The sequence below is a fragment of the Streptomyces sp. 2A115 genome, from assembly GCF_052245575.1.
Classification (GTDB): Bacteria; Actinomycetota; Actinomycetes; order Streptomycetales; family Streptomycetaceae; genus Streptomyces.
Genome location: NZ_JBQQCG010000041.1, coordinates 1 through 19632, shown reverse-complemented (window position 1 = coordinate 19632; position 19632 = coordinate 1). Strand labels below are relative to the sequence as shown.

Genomic DNA, 19632 nt, shown 5'->3' with positions numbered 1-19632 from the left:
CCCGCGACGCTCAGCGGCTGATCAGCTGCTGGGCGTTGTTGTACATGATGTCGTCCTGGGCTGACTCGTCGAGCTCCGCGATGAGCTTGCGGAAGTCGGCAGGGTTGGCCAGGCCCTCGGCGTGCGGGAAGTCGGAGCCCATGACAATGGACTCGTGGTAGCCGAGGCGCTTGACGACGTTCACGATGTCGTCCTCGGGATAGGGCACCACGCGGACGTGCTTGCGGAAGACCTGGCTGGGACGCTCGTCCAACTGCCCGCCGATCCAGGGTCCGTTGCGGCCCATGCCCCGGCTCTTGTCCATGTGACGCACGAAGTGCGGCACCCACTCGGAGCCGAACTCGGACACCAGGACGTTGATGTCGGGGAAACGGCCGAAGAGGTTGTCGAAGATCAGCGCGGACAGCGTCTCCTCGATGGGGCGCTGGCCGTAGGTGTTCTGCCACTGCCAGGCCGACATCCGGAAGTGGATGGGGTGGGGGTCGTAGCCCCAGGAGGGTGCCACCTGCGAATTGTAGTAGAACTCGCTGATGTGGTAGCAGACGCTGGCCTTGGCCTCGTTGACCAGCTTCCAGAACGGGTCGAAGTACGGGTCACCCGGCGAGCGGCCGTAGACCGGTCCGGTGGGCAGCAGGAGGAAGCGGGCGCCCTGCTCCAGGACGTACTCCAACTCCTTGACCGCGCTGGGCAGATCGCGCAGCGAGAGCAGGGCGGGGGCGTAGATGCGGCCCTGGTGGTTGAAGCCCCAGACCTCCTTCATGTACCGGTTGAAGGAGTGGTAGTTGGCGTAGAGCGGCTCGACGCCCTTCACGTACTCCTCGGCGACCAGTGCCCAGCCGCCCGGATAAATGATCGTCTGATCCAGTCCCTGCTCGTCCATGACCCGCAGCCGGGCCTCGCGGTTCTGGTACGACTCGTGCATCGGCTCGAACTGGTACGTCTCCTCAGGATTGCCCGAGGCCATCGCCTTGAGCATCTCCTTCAGCGAGCCGGGACGGTAGACCTGCCCGAACTCCGGCTCCAGACATACGACGATCCGGTCCCCGGCGAGGATCACCTCCCGCCCGTCCGGCAGGGTCACCGGTGCGACCGCCGCACCGAGGAACTCCTTCGGAAGGTAGCGGGTGAAGGAGTCCCGCTCCTCGTACATGTGCTGGTCGCAGTCGAAGATGCGCTTGCGCTGTTCGGCCATGGCCGTCGCCTCCGGACCCCAGGATCTATTCAGTACGCCTTCTATAATTATCTAACTGTTTATTGAGCGCAAGGGGGGAGTGAGGGTTGGCTCGCCGCGGGGGTGCCAGTCAGTCGAGGAGCTCGAGCACCGTCTTGGGTCCCGCGGCGTTCACGACGTCGTCGGCGCTGGAGATGTGCCGCTGCCACAGCTTCTCGGCCTCGTCGGCCTTGCCGGACTCGATCAGGCCGACCATCCGCACATGCGCCCGGTGCCCCTTGAGGGCCTGCGTCTTCTGAGCCTCGGCATCGGCCGCGCCCGCGGTGTAGGAGGCGTTGGCCCGGTCGATGATGTTGCGCAGCATGCCGCACAGCAGGATCAGGGTCTGGTTGCCGGTGAGTTCGACCAGCAGGGCGTGGAAGGCGTCCTGCGCGTCGACCAGGGCGAGCGGGTCGTCCAGGACGGCCTTCTCGGCCGCCACCGCGTCGCGCAGCTGCTTGATGTCGCCCGCCGTGTGCTTGGTGGCGAGCTGGCGGGCGCAGGGCGGCTCGATGAGGGCCGCAGCCCGGTAGATGTCGCCCAGGGTGGCCCCGCGGTACTCGAGGATCAGGCCGGCGAAGCGGGCGGCGACATCCGAGTCCGGCGCGCTCACCCGGGCGCCGCCGTGGGCTCCGCGGCGCACCGTGATCAGGGACTCCGACTCCAGTACACGGAACGCCTCGCGCAGGGTGGGCCGCGAGATGCCGAACTGCTCCATCAGCCCCGACTCCGGCGGCAGCGCGTCGCCGGGCTTCAGCTCGCCCCGTACGATCTGTCGGCGCAGGTGTGCGGCGACCAGCTCGGCGGTCTTCGGCACCCGCACCTGGCGTCCGACGCGGCTGCGGGCGGGGACGGGCACGGCCGCCGTTTCTGCGGTGCGGGCTGCCTCGGCCACGGTGGGCTCCTCGTATAGTTAAATGAATCGTCTTAGTGCATCGAGGGTACCAGGTCAAGGTGTGGGTGATCTTCTCTTTGCGTGACGTGATCTGGCGCCCGGACGGCTGTTGGGTATATAGATGATTCATCTAGCTATAAAGCCAAGCCTGGCCAACGGACCCCGTGGGAGTGACCTCGATGACCGAGAACCCGACCCCGGTGATCCTCACCGAGCTCACCGACGACGGGGTCATGCTGTTCACCCTGAACCGGCCTGAGCGGCACAACGCCTGGACGCTGGAGATGGAGCTGCTCTACAACGAGCTGTTCGACCGGGCGGAGAAGGATCCACGGGTACGGGCCGTGGTGCTCACCGGCGCGGGGCGCAGCTTCTGCCCGGGGATGGACATGAGTGTGCTGGACGGGGCGTCGTCGGGCGCCCGCCCGTGGCCGACGGACCAGCTGCCCCCGCGCACCCGCCCCATGTCCTTCCCGAAGCCCGTGGTGGCGGCCGTCAACGGCGCCTGTGCGGGCATCGGGTTCAACCAGGCGCTGATGTGCGACGTCAGGTTCGCCGTGCCGCACGCCAAGTTCGCCGCCGCCTTCAGTGCGCGCGGGCTGGTGGCCGAGGACGGCGTGTCCTGGATCCTGCCCCGGTTGGTCGGCTACGGCAACGCCGCCGATCTGCTGCTGTCCTCGCGCCGGGTCACCGGGACGGAGGCCCTGGCGATGGGTCTGGTCAACCGCCTGGTCGAGCCGGAGGACCTGCTCCCGGCGGCGCTCGCGTACGCGACCGAACTGGCCCGGTCGGCCAGCCCGTACGCGATGTCCCTCATCAAGCGGCAGCTCGCCGACGACCAGGCGAGGACCTTCACCGAGAGCCGCGATCAGGCGGCCGCCCTCCTGGCCACCGCGAAACGCGCCCCGGACTACCGCGAGGGCGTGCGCAGCTTCATCGAACGTCGGCCGCCGGAGTTCGCGGGTCTGGGCGAGGCCACGTCCACGCTCGAGGAGGCGACGTCGTGACCCGCTCCGAACTCCCGCTGCACCGCCGTACGATCACCGTCTCCGCGTACGAGGAGCCCGGCGACGAGATCTCGGTGGAGGCGGAACTGCGCGACGAACGGCCTTGGGAGGAGCCGCCGAGAGGGGTCGTACACCGGATGGTGCTCGTGGTGCGGATCCGTCTCGCCGACATGGTCGTCGTGGCCGCCGAGGCGGACATGGGGGCCTTCCCGCACGCCGAGTGCCCGCTGATCGCCCCGGTCTTCGAGGGCCTGGTCGGGATGAGCATCGCCGCCGGATACAACCGGGCGATCCAGGGGCGGTTCCGCGGGGTGTCCGGCTGTACGCACCTGTACGAGCTGGCCCGTGCTCTTGGCCCCGCGGTCGTACAGGCCGCCATCTCGTCGGGAGCGTCGCGTCGCGCCGGCGGCGATCCGACCCACAACCCGCGGGCCACCGCCGGAGTGCTGAACAGTTGCCACATCTGGGCACCTGACGGCGTGGGCCTGCGCAAACTCGACGCGGGCTGGCGCCCGGGGACCGGCCCACTTCCGGTCCCCGAGCTCAAGACCTTCGAGAGCGCCGACTAGCCGACCAGCCGACGTCCACCGGGCCGTCGTCGGTCTTCTTGTCCTTGCCCGAGTGCAGCTGGATCAGGCCGCCCGCGTTGCCCTCCTCGGGGCGGCGGCCGTCGGAGGAGTCCGGGCCGTTCAGGAGCACCGTCGCCCCCTGGGCAGTGGATCCTCCGACCAGGCGAGAAAGGTCTCGGAGCCGCCTCTGACCGGCACCAGGATCTCGCCGGGGCCCACGGACCCGCGGGTTCCGACGAGCACCTTCCCCGTACAGCCGATCACGGCCTCGTCCTGCGGCATCACCGACCGCCCTCCATCGCTCTGGCCCACGATTCCGACGACAGACCCACCCGGCCCGGGCACCCAACGAGCGTGACGCTTCGCCCCGCCTCGCCGGGGACGTGCAGGCCCTAACCCGCCGTGGCCCTCGGCTCACGCGGCAGGCCCAGCACTTTCTCCGCGAGGATGTTCCGCTGCACCTGTGATGTGCCCGCGTAGATCGTGCCCGAGCGGGCGATGAGGTACGTCGTCGACCAGGACGCCGACGAGTTCGCCGCGCCGGGGTCGTCGGTGCGGTAGGTGCGCAGGGGCGGACGGCCGACCGGTACCTGGCAGTGCAGGCCCATGATGTCCATCGCCAGGTCGGTGACCTCGGTGTGGTACTCGCTCCAGTACAGCTTAGCGATCGAGGTCTCGGGGCCCGGGTCGGCGCCCTTGAGCCAGCCGGTGAGGATGCGGTAGCCGAGGTAGCGCATGATCTCGACCTTGGACCAGCACCAGGCGATCCGCTGCCGGATGACGGGGTCCTGGTCCTTGCCGTACAGACGTGCCAGCTCGACGAGACGTTCGACCTCCGCCTTGAAGAGGATGGGGTTCGTCGCAGCCTCCTCCCCGCGCTCCACGCCCAGCAGGCTCTGGGCGACCGTCCAGCCGTTGTCGACGCCGCCCACGACGAGATCGGCGCGGGTGCGGGCGCCGTTGAAGAAGACCTCGTTGAAGTGCAGCTGTCCGCTCATCATGCGGAACGGCCGCACCTCGACGCCGGGCTGGTCGAGCGGGACGAGCAGGAACGAGATGCCTCGGTGTTTGGGAGCGTCGGGGTTGGTGCGGGCCAGGACGAAGATCCAGTCGCTGTGATGAGCGCCCGAGGTCCACACCTTCTGGCCGTCGATCACCCATTCCTCGCCGTCGCGCACCGCGCGTGTTCTCAAGGAGGCGAGGTCCGAACCCGCGTCCGGCTCCGAGTAGCCCTGGCACCAGGTGTCCTCGCCGCTGAGGATGCGGGGGAGGAAGTGGCTCTTCTGCTCTTCCGTGCCCCAGCGCAGCAGCGTGTTCGCCAGCATCTTCACGCCGAAAGTGTCCTGCGGCAGCCCGAACGGCACACCAGCCAGGGCGAGTTCCTCCATCAGGACGACCTGGTGGAGCTTGGACAGGCTCCGGCCGCCGTACTGCTCGGGCCAGGTGAGGGAGAGGTACCGGCGCTCGGCGAGCCGACGGCGCCAGTCGCGGGCGAAGGCCCACGCCGGCTCCTCGTCGAGGGCGCCGATGCCCTTCCAGTCCGACGGCAGCGTCTCGGCGAGGAACGCCCTGACCTCGGTGCGGAACGTCTCGGTCTCCGGGGGATAGCTGATGTCCACCTGGCTTCTCTCCTCGTCCGGCCCCGCTGGCCCCAGCACATCGCTGTATTGATTGTTTCAGCATAATAGGTTATCTATTTGAGAGGAATAGCGTCGAGCCAGGGCGGGCTGACATGGGACTGCTGGACGGCCGCAACGCGGTGATCACCGGCGGCGCACAGGGCATCGGCTTCGAGATCGCCGGCGTCCTCGGCGGTGAGGGCGCGTCCGTCGTCCTCGGCGACATCAACGAGGACGCCGCGGCGGAAGCCGCCGAACGCCTGGCCAAGAACGGCGTGACCGCCACCTCGCTGCGCTGCGACGTCACCGACGAGGACGAGGTCGCCGCCCTCGTCGCCCACTGCGCCGACACCTTCGGACCGGTCGGCGTCATGGTCAACAACGCCGGGATCACCCGGGACGCGACCCTGCGCAAGATGGCCCTGCGCGACTTCCGCGCGGTTGTCGACGTGCACCTGACCGGCGCCTGGAACGGCACCCGGTACGCCGCCGAGGCGATGCGCGCGCACGGCCACGGCGGCAGCATCGTCAACATCTCCTCCATCGCCGGCAAGGTCGGCAACTTCGGCCAGACCAACTACAGCGCGGCCAAGGCCGGACTCGTCGGCCTCACCAAGGCCTCCGCCAAGGAGCTCGCGAAGGCGGGCATCCGCGTCAACGCCGTGCAGCCCGGCCTGATCCGCACCGCCATGACCGAGGCGATGCCCAAGGCCGCCTGGGACGCGAAGCTCGCGGAGATCCCCCTGGGGCGTGCCGGCGAGCCCGCCGAGGTCGCCCAGGTCGTCCTGTTCCTCGCCTCCGACCTGGCGAGCTACGTCACCGGAGCCGTGGTCGAGGTGACCGGCGGCCGGTACATGTGACCACTCATGAAAGGCAGTGCTGATGCCCGCCCTCCTGCGTGACGCGGTGATCTGCGAACCCCTGCGTACCCCCGTCGGCGGCTACGGCGGCGTCTTCCGCGAGGTGACGGCGACCGAGCTGGCCGCCACGGTCGTACGCGCCGTACTGGAACGCACCGGCATACCCCCTGGCGCCGTCGACGACGTCCTGCTGGGCCAGTGCTATCCCAACGGAGAGGCACCTGCCATCGGCCGGGTAGCCGCCCTGGACGCCGGTCTGCCGGTGGAGGTCCCGGGACTCCAGATCGACCGCCGCTGCGGCTCCGGACTCCAGGCGATCATCACCGCCGCGATGCAGGTGCAGACCGGTGCGAGCGACCTCGTACTGGCCGGTGGCGTCGAGTCGATGAGCCAGGCCGAGTTCTACACCACCGACGTCCGCTGGGGTGTACGCGGCGCGGGCACCACGCTGCACGACCGGCTGGCCCGCGGCCGGGTCATGTCGGGCGGCAACAACCACCCGGTCCCGGGCGGCATGCTGGAGACCGCCGAGAACCTGCGCCGCGAGTACGCCATCCCCCGCGAGGAGCAGGACCGACTCGCCCTGCGTTCGCACGAGAAGGCCGTCGCGGCCCAGCGGGATGGCCGGTTCGCCGACGAGATCGTGCCGGTCACCGTACGCACCCGGAAGGGACAGACGGTCGTCGACACCGATGAACACCCGCGCCCCGACTCGTCGTTGGAGAAGCTCACGAAGCTGCGTCCGGTGCTCGGCCGCCAGGACCCGGAGGCCACCGTCACGGCCGGCAACGCCAGCGGCCAGAACGACGGCGCCGCCCTCTGCATCGTGACCCACCCCGAGCGCGCCGCCGAGCTCGGCCTGCGCCCGCTGGGCCGCCTGGTCTCCTGGGCCGTCGTGGGCGTACCACCCGAGACGATGGGCATCGGGCCGGTACCCGCCACCGCCAGGGCCCTGGAGCGAGCCGGACTGAAGCTCGCCGACATCGACCTGATCGAACTCAACGAGGCCTTCGCCGCCCAGGTGCTGGCCTGCACCCGCGAATGGGGCCTGACCGAGACCGACTTCGAGCGGTTCAACGTCAACGGCTCCGGCATCTCGCTGGGCCACCCCGTCGGCGCGACCGGCGGCCGCATCCTCGCCACCCTGCTGCGCGAACTGGACCGCCGCCAGGCCCGCTACGGCCTGGAGACCATGTGCCTCGGCGGGGGCCAGGGCCTGGCCGCGGTCTTCGAACGGCCGACGGACGCAACCCACGCTCATGGAGGACGCTGACATGGCCGGACTGATCGCATACGGCGCCTATGTGCCGTACCACCGCCTCGCGCGGAAGGATGTCGCAGCCGCCCTGGGCGGCAAGGCAGGCAAGGGAACCCGCGCGGTCGCGGGCTACGACGAGGACACCACGTCCATGGCCGTCGAGGCGGCCCGCGGCGCCCTGGCCCGCGACGGCCTGCGCCCCCGCGTCGGCCAGCTCTTCCTCGCCACCGCGGCACCCGCCTACCTCGACAAGACGAACGCCACCGCCGTCCACGCCGCGCTCGGCCTCGACGAGCATGTGCTCGCCGCCGACATGGCCGGTTCGGTCCGCTCGGGCCTCGGCGCGCTGCTGACCGCGGCCCGCTCCCCGATCCCGACGCTGACTGTCCTGTCCGACCTGCGCACCGGCCTGCCCGGTGGCAGCGATGAGGTCGCGGGCGGCGACGGCGCGGCGGCGTTCGTCTTCGGCGGACACCGCAACGGCGCCCCGGTCATCGCGGAGTTGCTCGCCCACGACACGGTCAGCGACGAGATCCTCGACCGCTGGCGCCTGCCCGGCGCCGCCTCCTCCCGCGTCTGGGAGGAGCGCTTCGCCGAGGAGATCTACGTGTCGCTCGCGGACAAGGCGCTCACAGCGGCCCTCGACCATGCGGCAGTCGACATCGGATCGATCGACCACTTCGTGGTCGCGGGCCTGTACGCGCGCGCGTGCGCGGCGGTACGGCGTACAGCCGGTGTACGTCCCGAGGCGGTGACCGCGGACCTGGCCGGAGCGATCGGCAACGCCGGCACCGCTCAGCCCGGCCTGCTCCTCGCCGATGTCCTCGACCGGGCCCGACCGGGAGAGATCATCGCCCTCATGGTGCTCGGCGACGGCGCCGGAGTTCTCCTGCTGCGCACTACCGACGCGCTCCCCGCACACCGCGCGGCCCGCCCGGTCGCCGCGCAGATCGCCGCGGGCAGCGCCCCGATGCCGTACGCCACGTACCTGTCCTGGCGCGGTCTACTCGACCGGGAACCACCCCGTCGGCCGGACCCGGAGCCGCCTTACGCCCCGCCCGCACACCGCCGCACGGGCTGGAAGTACGGCTTCGTCGCCTCCCGTTGCGAGAAGTGCGGGACGCGGCATCTGCCGCCGGACCGGGTGTGCGTGTCGTGCCGGAGCGTCGACGCCATGACCGACGAAACGATGGCGCACGTGCGTGGCACGGTCGCCACGTTCACCGTCGACCGCCTGGCCCACACGCCGAGTCCGCCGATGCTCGTCGTGGTCGTCGACTACGACGGCGGCGGCCGGTTCCGCTGTCAGTTGACCGACGCGACCGAGGCCGACGCGGTCATCGGCGCCCGGGTGGAGATGACGTTCCGGCGCACGGTCACGGTGTCGGGCGTGCACAACTACTTCTGGAAGGCCCGGCCGGTGCGCACGGGCGAGACCGAGGGGACACACTGATGGGCTCGCACGGAATCCGGGACCGGGTCGCGATCGTCGGCATGGGCTGCACGCCCTTCGGCGAGCACTGGACCCGCTCGGCGGACGACCTGCTGATCGACGCCGTGGGTGAGGCGGTCACCTCGGCCGGCATCACTCTCGACGACATCGACGCGTACTGGTTCGGCACCCAGGCCTCCGGCGTGTCCGGGCTGACCCTGAGCCGGGCGCTCCACCTGCCGAACAAGCCGGTCACCCGTGTCGAGAACATGTGCGCCACCGGCTCCGAGGCCTTGCGCAACGCCTGTTACGCGGTCGCCTCGGGCGCGTACGACGTGGCGATGGCCGTCGGCGTGGAGAAGCTCAAGGACTCCGGCATGTCCGGGCTGTCCGGTACCGCCATTCCGGGCGCGGGCGACGACAGCCGCGGGGAGATCACCGCCCCGGCCAACTTCTCCCTTCTCGCCCCCGCATACGCCGCCAAGTACGGCCTGGCAGCGGAGGAGATGAAGGACGTCATCACCCGCATCGCCTGGAAGAACCACGTCAACGGGGCCCGCAACCCGCGCGCCCAGTTCCGCAAGGAGGTGCCGCTGGAGCGCATCCGGTCGGCACCGATCGTCGCGGGCATGCTCGGCGTGTTCGACTGCTCGGGCGTCTCGGACGGTTCGGCGGCGGCGATCGTCGTACGAGCCGAGGACGCCTACCGGTACACCGACAAGCCGATCTTCGTGAAGGCCCTGTCCTTCGTCGCCGGCCCGGCGGACGGCCTCCACGACCCGGAGTACGACTTCACCACCTTCCCCGAGGTCGTCGCGTCCGCGCAGGAGGCCTACCGGCAGGCGGGCATCACCGACCCGCGCGCCGAGCTCGCGCTCGCCGAGGTCCACGACTGCTTCACGCCCACGGAGCTGGTGCTGATGGAGGACCTGGGCTTCTCCGAGCGGGGGCAGGCCTGGAAGGACGTCACCAGCGGGGCGTTCGACCTGGACGGCTCGCTGCCGGTCAACCCGGACGGCGGCCTGAAGGCCTTCGGCCACCCCATCGGCGCCTCGGGCCTGCGCATGATGTTCGAGGCGTGGCTGCAACTGCGCGGCGAGGCACCGGCCGAGCGGACGGTGAAGTCCGTGGCCGAAGGACGCTCGCTCGCCCTCACCCACAACCTCGGCGGCGGACCCGGCGAATGCGTCTCGTTCGTGTCGGTCGTCGGCAGTCAACTCACCGAGCAACTCACCGAATAGAAAAGGCGGTTCGGCCATGGCGCGACTCGTAGACAAGATCGCCGTCGTCACCGGGGCCGCGTCCGGCATCGGCGCGGCCACTGCACGCCGCCTGGCGGCAGAGGGCGCGCACACGGTGGTCGCTGACCTGAACCTCGACGGCGCCAAGGCGGTTACGGAGGAGATCCGTGCTGCCGGAGGCTCCGCGGCGGCGGTCCCGGTCGACCTCGGCGACATCGAGAGCGTACGGGCCATGGTGGCCGCGGCGGTCGAGACGTACGGCGGCCTCGACGTCCTGCACAACAACGCGGCGGCCACGCACCTGGCCGCCCGTCAGGACCTCGCCGTCGTGGAGGCCGATCCCGCGGTCTGGGACGACACGATGCGCATCAATCTCCGCGGGACCATGGTCGCCATCCAGGCCGCGGTCCCGCACCTGATCGCCCGAGGCGGCGGCTCGATCATCAACACCTCGTCCGGGTCCGGCCTCGCGGGCGACCTGCGCAACCCGGCGTACGGCGCCTCGAAGGCCGCCCTCATCAATCTCACGCAGTACGTCGCCACCCAGTACGGCAAGCAGGGCGTGCGCTGCAACGCCATCGCGCCGGGGTTCATCGTCACGCCGGCGAGCTCCGGTTCGGCGCACGGGGCGATCCGGGAGGCGATGCTCCGCCATCACCTCACGCCGCGCCTCGGGCGGCCGGAGGACGTCGCCTCCGCGGTCGTCTTCCTCGCGTCCGACGAGTCGGCCTTCATCACCGGGCACACCCTGCGCGTGGACGGCGGGCTGCTGTCCCATCAGCCGTACGTGGCCGACCTCCGGGACGCGTGAACCGCTCTCAGGACAGCGTCTCCGGCTCCAGGTCGCCCAGGTAGGCCGCCCGCACCGCCGGATCGCGGCGCACCTCCTCCGGCGTACCGGCGCAGATGAGGCTTCCGAAGTCCAGGACGACGACCTGGTCGCAGACGCTCATGACCATGTCGACGTCGTGCTCGACGAGCAGCACGCCCATGCCCCAGTCCTCGGCGAGCCGCCGTACCAAGTGGGCCAGTTCCCGTGTCTCGTCGTCCGACAGACCCGCGGCCGGTTCGTCGAGGAGCAGCACGGACGGCGAGGCCGCCACCGCGCGGGCGATGGCCAGCAGCCGCCGCTGTCCGTACGACAGGTCGTCCACCGGCCGGTCCAGACTGTCCTGGAGACCGAACTCCCGTACGGCGACGAGCACATGGGCGGGGAGTGGGCGGCTGCCGGGACGGATCAGGTCCGTGAGGTACGCCCACCGGCCGGGCCGGTCGCAGGCCGCGTACAGGTTGTCCAGGACGGTCATGTCCTCGAACAACTCCAGCGACTGGAAGGACCGGCTCAGCCCGGCGGCGGCCCGCCGGTGGACCGGCAGCCGGGTCGCATCCCGGTCGCCGAGGCGGACACTGCCCGATGCGGCCCGGGTGAAGCCGGTGACCGCGTCGATGGCGGAGGTCTTGCCGGCGCCGTTGGGACCGATGAGGCCCACGACCCGGCCCGGCTCGACGTCCAGCGAGAGCCCGTCGACGGCGACGACACCGCCGTAGCGGACGATGAGGTCTCGCACGTGGAGGGGGAGCGGGGCGGCGCGAGGGACGTCCGCTGCTGCTGTTTCCTCTTCCCGCAAGCCCTCCCGCAAGGCCCCGTCTACGGCCCGCCGCTCGGACGAGCCGCGCTTCGGGAACAGCCTGCGTCGGCTGACCGCCGACTGCCTGCCGAGCCCCTTCCCTATGCCGTCCTGGTTGCCCACCAGTGTCAGCACCAGGATGATCCCGCCGATCAGCGGCATCCACTCGCTCAGCCCGGGAAGCACCAGGTCCCCGAACCGGGCACCCACCGTGCCCGCGGCGAAGGTGGCGGCGAACAGCGGGCCGACGAGGAATCCGACACCGCCGATGACCGCGAGGCCGAGCGCGGTGATGGAGTCGAAGCTGGCGAAGTCGGACAGGACGACCGAGGTCGAGCGGAAGCCGGTGAGCACTCCGGCGAGTGCGGCGATGGCCGCCGACAGGCCGAAGGCGTAGAGCTTGGCCGCGCGGACGTCGATGCCGAGGGCGGCGGCGGCACGCTCGTTCGCCCGTACGGCGATCAGCCGGCGGCCGGTTCGGCTGCGCCGCACGTTGGCGACCACGAGGGCGGCGGCGAGGAACATTACGAGCACCACAGCGGCGTACCGCTGCGGATGGTCGACTCCGGAGATGCTGATCCCGAAGAGTGTCTGCTTGCCCACCGCGATGCCGTCGCTGCCGGGGGTCGTCGACAGATCGGTGTTCTGGAAGACCATCGCCTCCAGCGTGGTGCCGAGGCCGAGCGTGATGATCGCGAGATTGACCCCACGGGTGCGGACCGCCGGAAGCGCGAAGAGCAAACCGATCGGCACCGTTCCCAACACCCCGGCCAGCAGGGCGAGTTCGAACGGCCATCCCCAGTCGGCCGCCGCGTGTCCGGCGATGAAGGCGCCGGTTCCGGCCAGCGCGTAGGCCGCGAGCGAGACCTGCCCCGCGTAACCGGTGACCACGACGATCGACAGGATGATCAGCGACAGCACCAGGGTGGTGGTGATCGCGTCGGCCCACAGCGGCGTCGCCAGGCTCACCAGCGACAGACCGGTCACGACGGCGAGAGCCAGCGGTACGAGGCGCACCTTCCCGGTGCCCAGCGCGGGCAGCCGGTCCAGGAACGTGCCCCGCAGCGGTAGTGCCCGGCCGCGTGCGACCAGCACCAGGGCGATGAACAGGAAGGGGACCGACGCGGCGAGCCCGGTGACGTCGGAGCCGAAGCGGGTCAGTTCGGACTGCACGATCCCGATGACCAGACCGCCCGCCAGGGTGACGGGGAACGACGAGAACCTGCCGACCAGGGCGGCGGCCAGCGCGCTCAGCAGGAGGGTGGTCAGCCCGGTCACCGACAGACCGATGACCGGCACGATCAGGATGCCCGTCAGCCCCGCGAGCGCCGAACCCAGCGCCCAGTTGCCGGTGGCGATCAGGTCCGGGGACCAGCCGAGCGAGGCGGCGGCGCCCTCGTTCTCCGCGACCGCGGTGGTGCCCAGGCCGAACAGGGTGCGCTTGTAGAGGAGATGGAGGAGCACGGTCACGACGACCGCGATTCCGAGCAGCCAGACGCGGTCCTCGGAGACCGTCGCCCCGGCGATCGTCACCAGCTTGGTGGGCAGCTTGCCCGGCACCAACTGCAGGCTGTCGCCGTAGCGCTTGACGGCGAGCGCGGTGAGCACGATGAAGACCGCCAGGGTGCCGACCAGACGCGCCAGCGAGGACGCCCTGCGCAGCGGACGGAGCACCAGCAGGTGGGTGAGCACACCCAGTACCGCGGAGGTGAGTACGCCGCACGCGGTGGCGGGCCAGTACGGCACGCCGTGCTGGGCGGCGAGCTCCCACTGGACGTAGGCGCCGGCCATGCCGATCGCGCCGTGCGCGAAGTTCAGGACGCCGGAGCCCCGGTAGACCAGCACGATGCCGTGCGCGGTGAGCGCGTAGAGCGCGCCCAGCCCCAGGCCGAGCAGCGCGAACCGCAGGATGTCGTCCATCGGGGAACCTCCTGGAGGTAGGGGCTAGAAAGCACATTCATTTAAATAATTGTGCCGAGAGTACTTCACTAACTCGAAAACACACCCCATGCTGTTCGCCATCTCGACGACGAGCCCCGCGGAGGAACCATGAACGACTCACGCCGACGCAGAACCGCCACAGCGAGCTGTCTCGCGGTGACCGGAGTCCTGCTCGCCGCAGGGTGTGGGGGAGAGACGGCCGGCAGTTCCAAAACAGAGGCCACCTCCCTGAAGGGCGCACCGGTCAAGGTGATGGTCTGGGCACCGGAGGACACCCAGGGCAGCGCCCAGCCCGGAGTCCGGCTCACCGCCCAGGCGTACGAGAAGTGGATCAACGCCAACGGCGGGATCAAGGGCGGCCCGCTGAAGGTGCTGACCTGCAACGAGAAGAACGAACCCGACGAGGCCGAGAAGTGCGCCCAGCAGGCGGTCGCCGAGAAGGTGATCGCGGTGGTGGGGTCGTACAGCCTCGCCGGTGACCGCTACATGCCCATCCTGCAGAAGGCCGGCATCCCGTACATCGGCGGGACCGGTGTCTCGGCGGCGGAGTTCTCCAATCCGCTGTCGTTCCCGGTCAACGGCGGCACCCCGGTGGTGTTCGCGGCACACGGCAAGCAGCTGGTGGATCAGGGCTGCAAGAAGATCTCCGGCGTACGGTACGACGTCGCGGCCGCCGAGACCGTCGCGAAGTTCCTCGCCCTCGGTGTGATCTCCGCCGGCGGGTCGGCGCCCAAGGACCTCAAGGTGCCGGTCACGGCCACCGACCTCGCCCCCCAGGTCGCCGCCGCGACCCGGGACAGCGACTGTGTGGACGTCATCCTGGGTACGCACTCCGACCTGTTCGTGACGTCGTACGTGCAGTCCGGCGCGAAGACGAAGCTCGGCAGTGTCGTCGGCAACCTCACCCCGCAGCTGGCCGAGAGCACCGGCGGGAGCGGCAGTCCGCTGGAGGGCTCCGCGATCACCGGCTACTACCCGCCGACCTCCGACGCCGCCTGGAAGGACTTCCTCGAAGCCACCAAGGGCATCAAGGAAATCGACACCAGCAACGGCGCCAACGGCACGGCCTGGGTGGCGTTCAAGGTCTTCACCGAGGCGGTCAAGAACCTCCCGACGATCTCCTCCAAGGCGCTGGTGGACGAGCTCGACACCACGACGGGCATCGACACCGGCGGCCTGACCCCGCCGCTGACCTGGAAGACGTCGACGGCCTTGCCGATCAAGGGCCTCGACCGCATCCACAACACCACCGCCACCGAACTGACCATCCGCGACGGGAAGATCGAGTGGGCCAAGCCCGGAGCGACCTTCGTCGATGTCCGCAAGGTGCTGACGGCCACGTCGTCCGGCTGAGGAGAGAGCCCGTGCACGACACCGATGTGCCCCTGATCGCGACCCGCGCTCTGTCCGCCGGATACGGCAGCCAACCCGTCGTGCGCGACCTCGGCATCGAGGTCCGCGCCGGCGAGGTCGTCGCCCTGCTCGGACCCAACGGCGCGGGCAAGACGACGACCCTCCGGGCGCTCTCGGGCAGCCTGGCCCCGATGCACGGAGAGGTGCGCTGGCTGGGCGAGCCCGGCCGCGCACCGCTGCACCGCCGCGCCCGCCAGGGTCTGGCGTACGTCGGCGAGCGGGCGGTCTTCACCCGGCTCGACACCGCGGACAACTTGCGGGTCGGCCGGGTGACGACACAGCAGGCACTGGAACTCTTCCCCGAGCTCGAGAAACGCCTGAAGACCGGCGCGGGCATGCTGTCGGGCGGCGAGCAGCAGATGCTGTCGCTGGCACGCGCACTGTGCCGTGCCCCCAAGCTGCTCCTCGCGGACGAACTCTCGCTCGGTCTCGCCCCGCTCGTGGTCGACCGGCTCCTGCACGCGGTACGCGAGGCGGCGGACCGCGGCCTGGGAGCGTTGCTGGTCGAACAGCACGTGCGCAAGGTGCTGGACATCGCGGACCGCGTGTACGTCCTGAACCGAGGCCGCGTCACCATGACCGGCACCCCGAAGGAACTGCGCGGAAACCTGGACGCGATCGAGTCGTCGTACCTCGCCGAAAAGACAACGCAGATGACAACGCGGAAGACAACGCAAGAGACAGCGGAAAGGACAACGTACGCGACTGATTGAGGTGAACGCTGTGCCAGGCGCACGCGAGCAGATCCGACTGGTCGGGGCCCTTTGCCGTGTCAGGGAAACATCCCGCTTCTACCTGCGAGTTCCCGGGAGTTCCCGCGCAAGTGTGCACGCGTTGTGCACTGGCGCGGGGTGCCGGGCGGTGGGTTCGATGAGTGATGTCAGCGAGCCTCGGGAGGGGGCGGCCGGGAGCCGGGGTTTCGATCTGGACGCGTGGATCCGGCCTCTGTGTGCTCTCGTCGTGGCCGGGGTCGCCGCGTATGCCTCGTATGTGCACCAGCGGGAGTTCGCGCTGCAGGGCGGAGCCGACACGGTCAGCGCTTCGTTGTGGCCGCTGTCCGTGGACGGCCTCCTGCTGCTGGCCACGGTGGGCCTGCTGAAGCCCTCCGGGGCCGACACACGCCGGGCGCGCGGTGCCGTGTGGTCGGCGTTTCTGCTGGGGATCGCGGTCTCGCTGGCGGCGAACATCGCGGCGGCCCCGGCCCTGGAGTGGAAGCCGGTGCTGGTCGCGGGGTGGCCTCCGGTGGCGTTGCTGCTGTCGGTGGAGCTTTTGGTGCACCGGCCGGTTGACCGGCTGGATGACACGGTGGACCAGGGAGACGGACACAGATGTGTGAAGGGCGAGCGGCGGCAGCGGGGTGAGGATCCGTTGCTGGTGCGGGCTCGGATGCTTGATGTCCGGCATCGGGAGCTGCACCACCGTCCCGCGTCGGCAGAGACCCTGCGGAGAGAACTTCGCGTCGGCGCGAGACGCTCGAGGCAGTTGACCGCACTCGTACGGGGGAGCCGGAGTGGCAGCGACGATGGATTGAGCCCTGGCGATCGCGGCGACTTGCGAGGCGAGGCTGCTGCGCTACCCGGCGCTGTTGTCGCCTGGCGGGCACACCTTGCGGCGGCGACGTATGACTTGCTGCAGCGGCTTGGCCTCGGGTCCGAGTCCTGGCCAGAGCCGCAGTTAAGGGCTGGTCGTGCCACGCCCACTGTGAACTGCGGAGTGCGTTCGTCGTGACGACGTCGGCACATCTCCCGAGAACGCGCGGTGGGCTGACGCGGTGAGCGCACCGCTCTGTTCGATCCGCACTGCGCAGGTTCGAGCCCCCGGGGGACTATTCACAGATGGTTGCGGGGCTGACCAGCGGGTTCTTGTTGGGCGGCTGGTGGTGGAGGGGCGGTTCCGTCCTGCGGTGTGGGGGGGGCGGGGGTGCGATGAACGCCTCGGGTGTGGAGTCCGTCCCGGGCCGGGGGCCGCGCCGGGTGGCGGGGAGTGGGTCGTCTGATCTTGATGCGTGGTTGCGGCGGGGTTGTGCGTTGGTGGTTGCGGGGGTGGCGGCGTATGCCTCGTATGTGCATCAGCGGGAGTTCGCCCTGCAGGGCGGTGCGGATGAGGTGAGCGCGTCCCTGTGGCCGTTGTCGGTGGACGGTTTGCTGCTGCTGGCGACGGTTCCAGAGCTTCACGGTCGGCCGGACCGCACCCGTCCGCGTCAGCTCAGTGTGAGTCCGGAGTCCAGGCCGTCACCAGGTCCAGGAGGCCGGGGAAGCGGGCGTTGAGGTCGTTGACCCGGACGTGGCTGCGGCGTTCCAGGCCGTACTGGCGCTGGCGGGTGATGCCCGCCTCGCGCAGGGCCTTGAAGTGGTGGGTGAGGGAGGACTTGGGGCGGTCGAGGCCGAACCAGCCGCAGGTGTGGTCGAACTGCTCCGATTCCAGGAGGAGTTTGCGCACGATGCGCAGGCGCAGCGGATCGCTCAGCGCGCCCAGCACCGTCTCCAGGCGCAGGTCCTCGACCGCCGGCTCGGGCAGCGGTTCGGGCAGTCCCGCGGGCTCCGGCAGTACCTTGATCACCGGCATTGGACTCACCGTCGAAGACATAAGCGGCTCCTCATAACCCAAAATCCTATGTACGACTTCGATCGTACTACCTGCTAAGTTCGACTTAACTCGTACTGAGCGTCCGGGAGGGAGCGGCCATGTCGGAGAGTCGAACGGTGCCAGCGGAGGCGGTGGACGAACAGCAGCCGCCCGCGGCGGGTGAACGGCCGGAGGTGAGCGCCTCCGCGGCTCCCACCTGGTGGGTGTGGCTGGCCGCGTGGCCGGTGACCGCGGTCTTCATCCTGTCCAACGCGGCGACCCCCTTGTATGTGCTGTGGCAGAGCGACATCGGGTTCTCCAAAGGCACCCTGACCGTGATCTTCGCCTGCTACATCGCCGGGCTGCTCGGCTCCCTGCTCGTCTCCGGGGTCGTGTCCGACCGGCTCGGGCGCAAGCCCGTCCTGCTGCCCGCGCTCGCGCTCGCCGTGGCCGCCTGTGTCATCTTCGCGACCGCCTCGTCCGTGGTCGCGCTCGTCGTGGCCCGGCTGTTCACCGGTATCGCCGTCGGCGCCGTCGTCTCCGCGGGGATGGCTGCCGTGACGGACGTGGCGGGCCCAGGCCACAAGCGGCTCGCCGCGCTGCTCGCCTCCTGCGCGATGGTCTTCGGAGCCGGCCTTGGCCCGCTGCTCGCGGGCATCCTCTCCGAGAGCGTGCCCGCGCCGACCGTCACCGTCTTCGTCGTCGAGATCATCCTGCTGGCCACCGCGGTCCTCGTGGTGCTGCGCATGCCCGTACGGCGTCCCGCGAAGGCCGCGAAAGGCGCCTGGGTGCGCGTGCCCGGTGTACCGCACAGCGCCGGCAGGCAACTCGTCCTGGGCATCGCCGTGTTCGCGCCCGGTATCACCGCGACCTCGTTCGTGCTCTCGCTCGGCCCCTCGCTGCTGTCCGGCCTGCTCGGCACCACCAGCCGGATCGTCGCCGGAGCCATGGCGTTCGTCATGTTCCTCGCCGCCACCGGCGTGCAGTTCGCGGTCCAGAAACTGGGCCGGCGCACCATCCTGACCGCCGGAGCGGTCAGCACCACCCTCGGCATGGTGACGCTCATCATCGCCGTGCACATGTCGTCGGTCCTGGTGCTCATCGCCTCCGCGCTGCTGGCCGGCGCCGGCCAGGGCATGGGCCAGCTCGGCGGCCTGTCCCTGCTCAACTCGAGTGTGCCGCCGCAGCGGCTGGCCGAGGCCAACGCGGCGCTCAACGTGGGCGGTTACGTGCCGGCGGGCATCCTGCCGGTGTCGGCGGGCTATCTCAGCGACGCCGTGGGGCTGACCTCCGGGGCGACCATCTTCGGCATCGTCCTGATGGGCCTCGCGGTCGTCGGCGGCCTCGTGGTCGTCGCCGGCCGGCGCCGGGTGCCGGAGTCCGCCTGACACAGCCCGGCCGCCGGATGCGGCCATCCGAGAGTCCGGCACCGGCGGCCGCACGCACGACAGCCACAGCAATTCCCACCCCGTCGGCGCACCGCGGCACCAGCCGCGCCGTGGGCCCGCTGCTGCTGATCGGTTGGGCCGAGGTCGGCCCCGGCCTGCTACAGGCGATCAATGGGATTCGTGCTGTCGCCGGCGTCGCACCGACAGCGGTGCGCGACAGCTCGGGCTCCACCGGAGTGTGGCTGCGTAGCGTGCTGGCAGCCGAACCCTGTCCCTGGGCCGACGGCGATGACGACCTCCTCGAGCGCGCTCGAGCGGAAGACGCCAGGCACTGGCAGACTCACCGGCGGCCGATCTCTGCGGAGACGCTCCGTAAGCGTCTGCATATCGGCGCGGCGCGTTCCCGCTCACTGGTCGCCGTCCTGCGTGCAGGAAGCGTGCCGGAGGTCGAGAGCGGGATCCGTGTCGGACCCGGCTAATACTCCAGCCGTAGATCGTGATCTCGATGGTGAGTGGCGCCTCTCCGCCTACCCGAGTTCACCGAGCCGGAGGGCGTCCCTTATCTCGCTGAGCTTCGCGGTTGTCGCCGGGGTCCGTTCCTTCGCC

19 protein-coding genes are annotated in these 19632 nt (G+C 70.2%); 13 read left to right on the top strand and 6 right to left on the bottom strand.

The window, feature by feature from the left end; translation table 11 throughout:
- Positions 1 to 10 precede the first annotated feature (10 nt).
- Both ACTWQR_RS30570 and ACTWQR_RS30565 read right to left on the bottom strand, forming a co-directional pair.
- Entirely contained in the window at positions 11 to 1192 is a 1182-nt protein-coding gene (locus ACTWQR_RS30570; RefSeq protein WP_443230435.1) for an amidohydrolase family protein, read from the bottom strand.
- Positions 1193 to 1301: 109 nt separating this feature from the next.
- Entirely contained in the window at positions 1302 to 2105 is an 804-nt protein-coding gene (locus tag ACTWQR_RS30565) for a FadR/GntR family transcriptional regulator (protein WP_443230434.1), read from the bottom strand.
- A 179-nt stretch (positions 2106 to 2284) separates the two neighbouring features.
- Between ACTWQR_RS30565 and ACTWQR_RS30560 the strand changes: the two genes are divergently transcribed.
- The gene (locus ACTWQR_RS30560) at positions 2285 to 3112 is read left to right on the top strand and encodes an enoyl-CoA hydratase-related protein (protein WP_443230433.1); all 828 of its coding nucleotides are present in this window, start codon (positions 2285 to 2287) and stop codon (positions 3110 to 3112) included.
- Complete coding sequence (locus ACTWQR_RS30555) at positions 3109 to 3681, top strand: DUF2889 domain-containing protein (protein WP_443230432.1); 573 nt, start codon at positions 3109 to 3111, stop codon at positions 3679 to 3681. Before ACTWQR_RS30560 ends, ACTWQR_RS30555 begins: the two co-directional genes overlap by 4 nt.
- Here the strand turns inward: ACTWQR_RS30555 and ACTWQR_RS30550 are convergent.
- Both ACTWQR_RS30550 and ACTWQR_RS30545 read right to left on the bottom strand, forming a co-directional pair.
- Positions 3656 to 3811, bottom strand: coding sequence for a hypothetical protein (locus tag ACTWQR_RS30550; RefSeq protein ID WP_443230431.1), 156 nt, complete (start codon positions 3809 to 3811; stop codon positions 3656 to 3658). The two genes, ACTWQR_RS30555 and ACTWQR_RS30550, sit on opposite strands and share 26 nt — an antisense overlap.
- Positions 3812 to 4073: 262 nt before the next feature.
- The gene (locus ACTWQR_RS30545) at positions 4074 to 5300 is read right to left on the bottom strand and encodes an acyl-CoA dehydrogenase family protein (protein WP_443230430.1); all 1227 of its coding nucleotides are present in this window, start codon (positions 5298 to 5300) and stop codon (positions 4074 to 4076) included.
- 113 nt (positions 5301 to 5413) lie between these two features.
- Here ACTWQR_RS30545 and fabG point away from each other — a divergent pair, with 113 nt between their 5' ends.
- The 5 genes from fabG to ACTWQR_RS30520 are packed head-to-tail and all read left to right on the top strand — an operon-like array spanning position 5414 to position 10902.
- A complete protein-coding gene (fabG, locus tag ACTWQR_RS30540) occupies positions 5414 to 6160 on the top strand; it encodes a 3-oxoacyl-ACP reductase FabG (RefSeq protein ID WP_443230429.1) in 747 nt (248 codons plus the stop codon).
- A gap of 22 nt (positions 6161 to 6182) precedes the next feature.
- Positions 6183 to 7433, top strand: a complete 1251-nt coding sequence (locus ACTWQR_RS30535; protein WP_443230428.1) for an acetyl-CoA C-acetyltransferase — start codon at positions 6183 to 6185, stop codon at positions 7431 to 7433.
- A 1-nt stretch (position 7434) separates the two neighbouring features.
- Positions 7435 to 8871, top strand: a complete 1437-nt coding sequence (locus ACTWQR_RS30530) for an OB-fold domain-containing protein (protein ID WP_443230427.1) — start codon at positions 7435 to 7437, stop codon at positions 8869 to 8871.
- Complete coding sequence (locus tag ACTWQR_RS30525; protein ID WP_443230426.1) at positions 8871 to 10091, top strand: acetyl-CoA acetyltransferase; 1221 nt, start codon at positions 8871 to 8873, stop codon at positions 10089 to 10091. The genes ACTWQR_RS30530 and ACTWQR_RS30525 overlap by 1 nt, the downstream gene beginning before the upstream one ends.
- 16 nt (positions 10092 to 10107) lie before the next feature.
- Positions 10108 to 10902 carry an SDR family NAD(P)-dependent oxidoreductase gene (locus ACTWQR_RS30520; protein ID WP_443230425.1) on the top strand — a complete coding sequence of 265 codons (795 nt, stop codon included), beginning with the start codon at positions 10108 to 10110 and terminating at the stop codon, positions 10900 to 10902.
- A 7-nt stretch (positions 10903 to 10909) separates the two neighbouring features.
- On the opposite strand, the gene ACTWQR_RS30515 is transcribed toward ACTWQR_RS30520, so the two are convergent.
- Complete coding sequence (locus tag ACTWQR_RS30515; RefSeq protein ID WP_443230424.1) at positions 10910 to 13639, bottom strand: ABC transporter permease subunit; 2730 nt, start codon at positions 13637 to 13639, stop codon at positions 10910 to 10912.
- A 129-nt stretch (positions 13640 to 13768) separates the two neighbouring features.
- Here ACTWQR_RS30515 and ACTWQR_RS30510 point away from each other — a divergent pair, with 129 nt between their 5' ends.
- The 4 genes from ACTWQR_RS30510 (at position 13769) to ACTWQR_RS30495 (ending at position 17340) form a co-directional block, all read left to right on the top strand.
- The gene (locus ACTWQR_RS30510; RefSeq protein ID WP_443230423.1) at positions 13769 to 15013 is read left to right on the top strand and encodes an ABC transporter substrate-binding protein; all 1245 of its coding nucleotides are present in this window, start codon (positions 13769 to 13771) and stop codon (positions 15011 to 15013) included.
- A gap of 11 nt (positions 15014 to 15024) precedes the next feature.
- Positions 15025 to 15786 carry an ABC transporter ATP-binding protein gene (locus tag ACTWQR_RS30505; RefSeq protein WP_443230422.1) on the top strand — a complete coding sequence of 254 codons (762 nt, stop codon included), beginning with the start codon at positions 15025 to 15027 and terminating at the stop codon, positions 15784 to 15786.
- A 157-nt stretch (positions 15787 to 15943) separates the two neighbouring features.
- Positions 15944 to 16801: a DUF2637 domain-containing protein gene (locus ACTWQR_RS30500; RefSeq protein ID WP_443230421.1), complete on the top strand. Its 858-nt coding sequence runs from the start codon at positions 15944 to 15946 to the stop codon at positions 16799 to 16801.
- A 107-nt stretch (positions 16802 to 16908) separates the two neighbouring features.
- Positions 16909 to 17340, top strand: coding sequence for a DUF2637 domain-containing protein (locus ACTWQR_RS30495; RefSeq protein ID WP_443230420.1), 432 nt, complete (start codon positions 16909 to 16911; stop codon positions 17338 to 17340).
- Here the strand turns inward: ACTWQR_RS30495 and ACTWQR_RS30490 are convergent.
- Complete coding sequence (locus tag ACTWQR_RS30490) at positions 17279 to 17638, bottom strand: ArsR/SmtB family transcription factor (RefSeq protein WP_443230419.1); 360 nt, start codon at positions 17636 to 17638, stop codon at positions 17279 to 17281. The genes ACTWQR_RS30495 and ACTWQR_RS30490 overlap by 62 nt on opposite strands.
- 119 nt (positions 17639 to 17757) lie before the next feature.
- Between ACTWQR_RS30490 and ACTWQR_RS30485 the strand changes: the two genes are divergently transcribed.
- Positions 17758 to 19026 carry an MFS transporter gene (locus ACTWQR_RS30485; protein WP_443230418.1) on the top strand — a complete coding sequence of 423 codons (1269 nt, stop codon included), beginning with the start codon at positions 17758 to 17760 and terminating at the stop codon, positions 19024 to 19026.
- A 110-nt stretch (positions 19027 to 19136) separates the two neighbouring features.
- A complete protein-coding gene (locus ACTWQR_RS30480; protein ID WP_443230417.1) occupies positions 19137 to 19505 on the top strand; it encodes a hypothetical protein in 369 nt (122 codons plus the stop codon).
- Positions 19506 to 19632 lie beyond the last annotated feature (127 nt).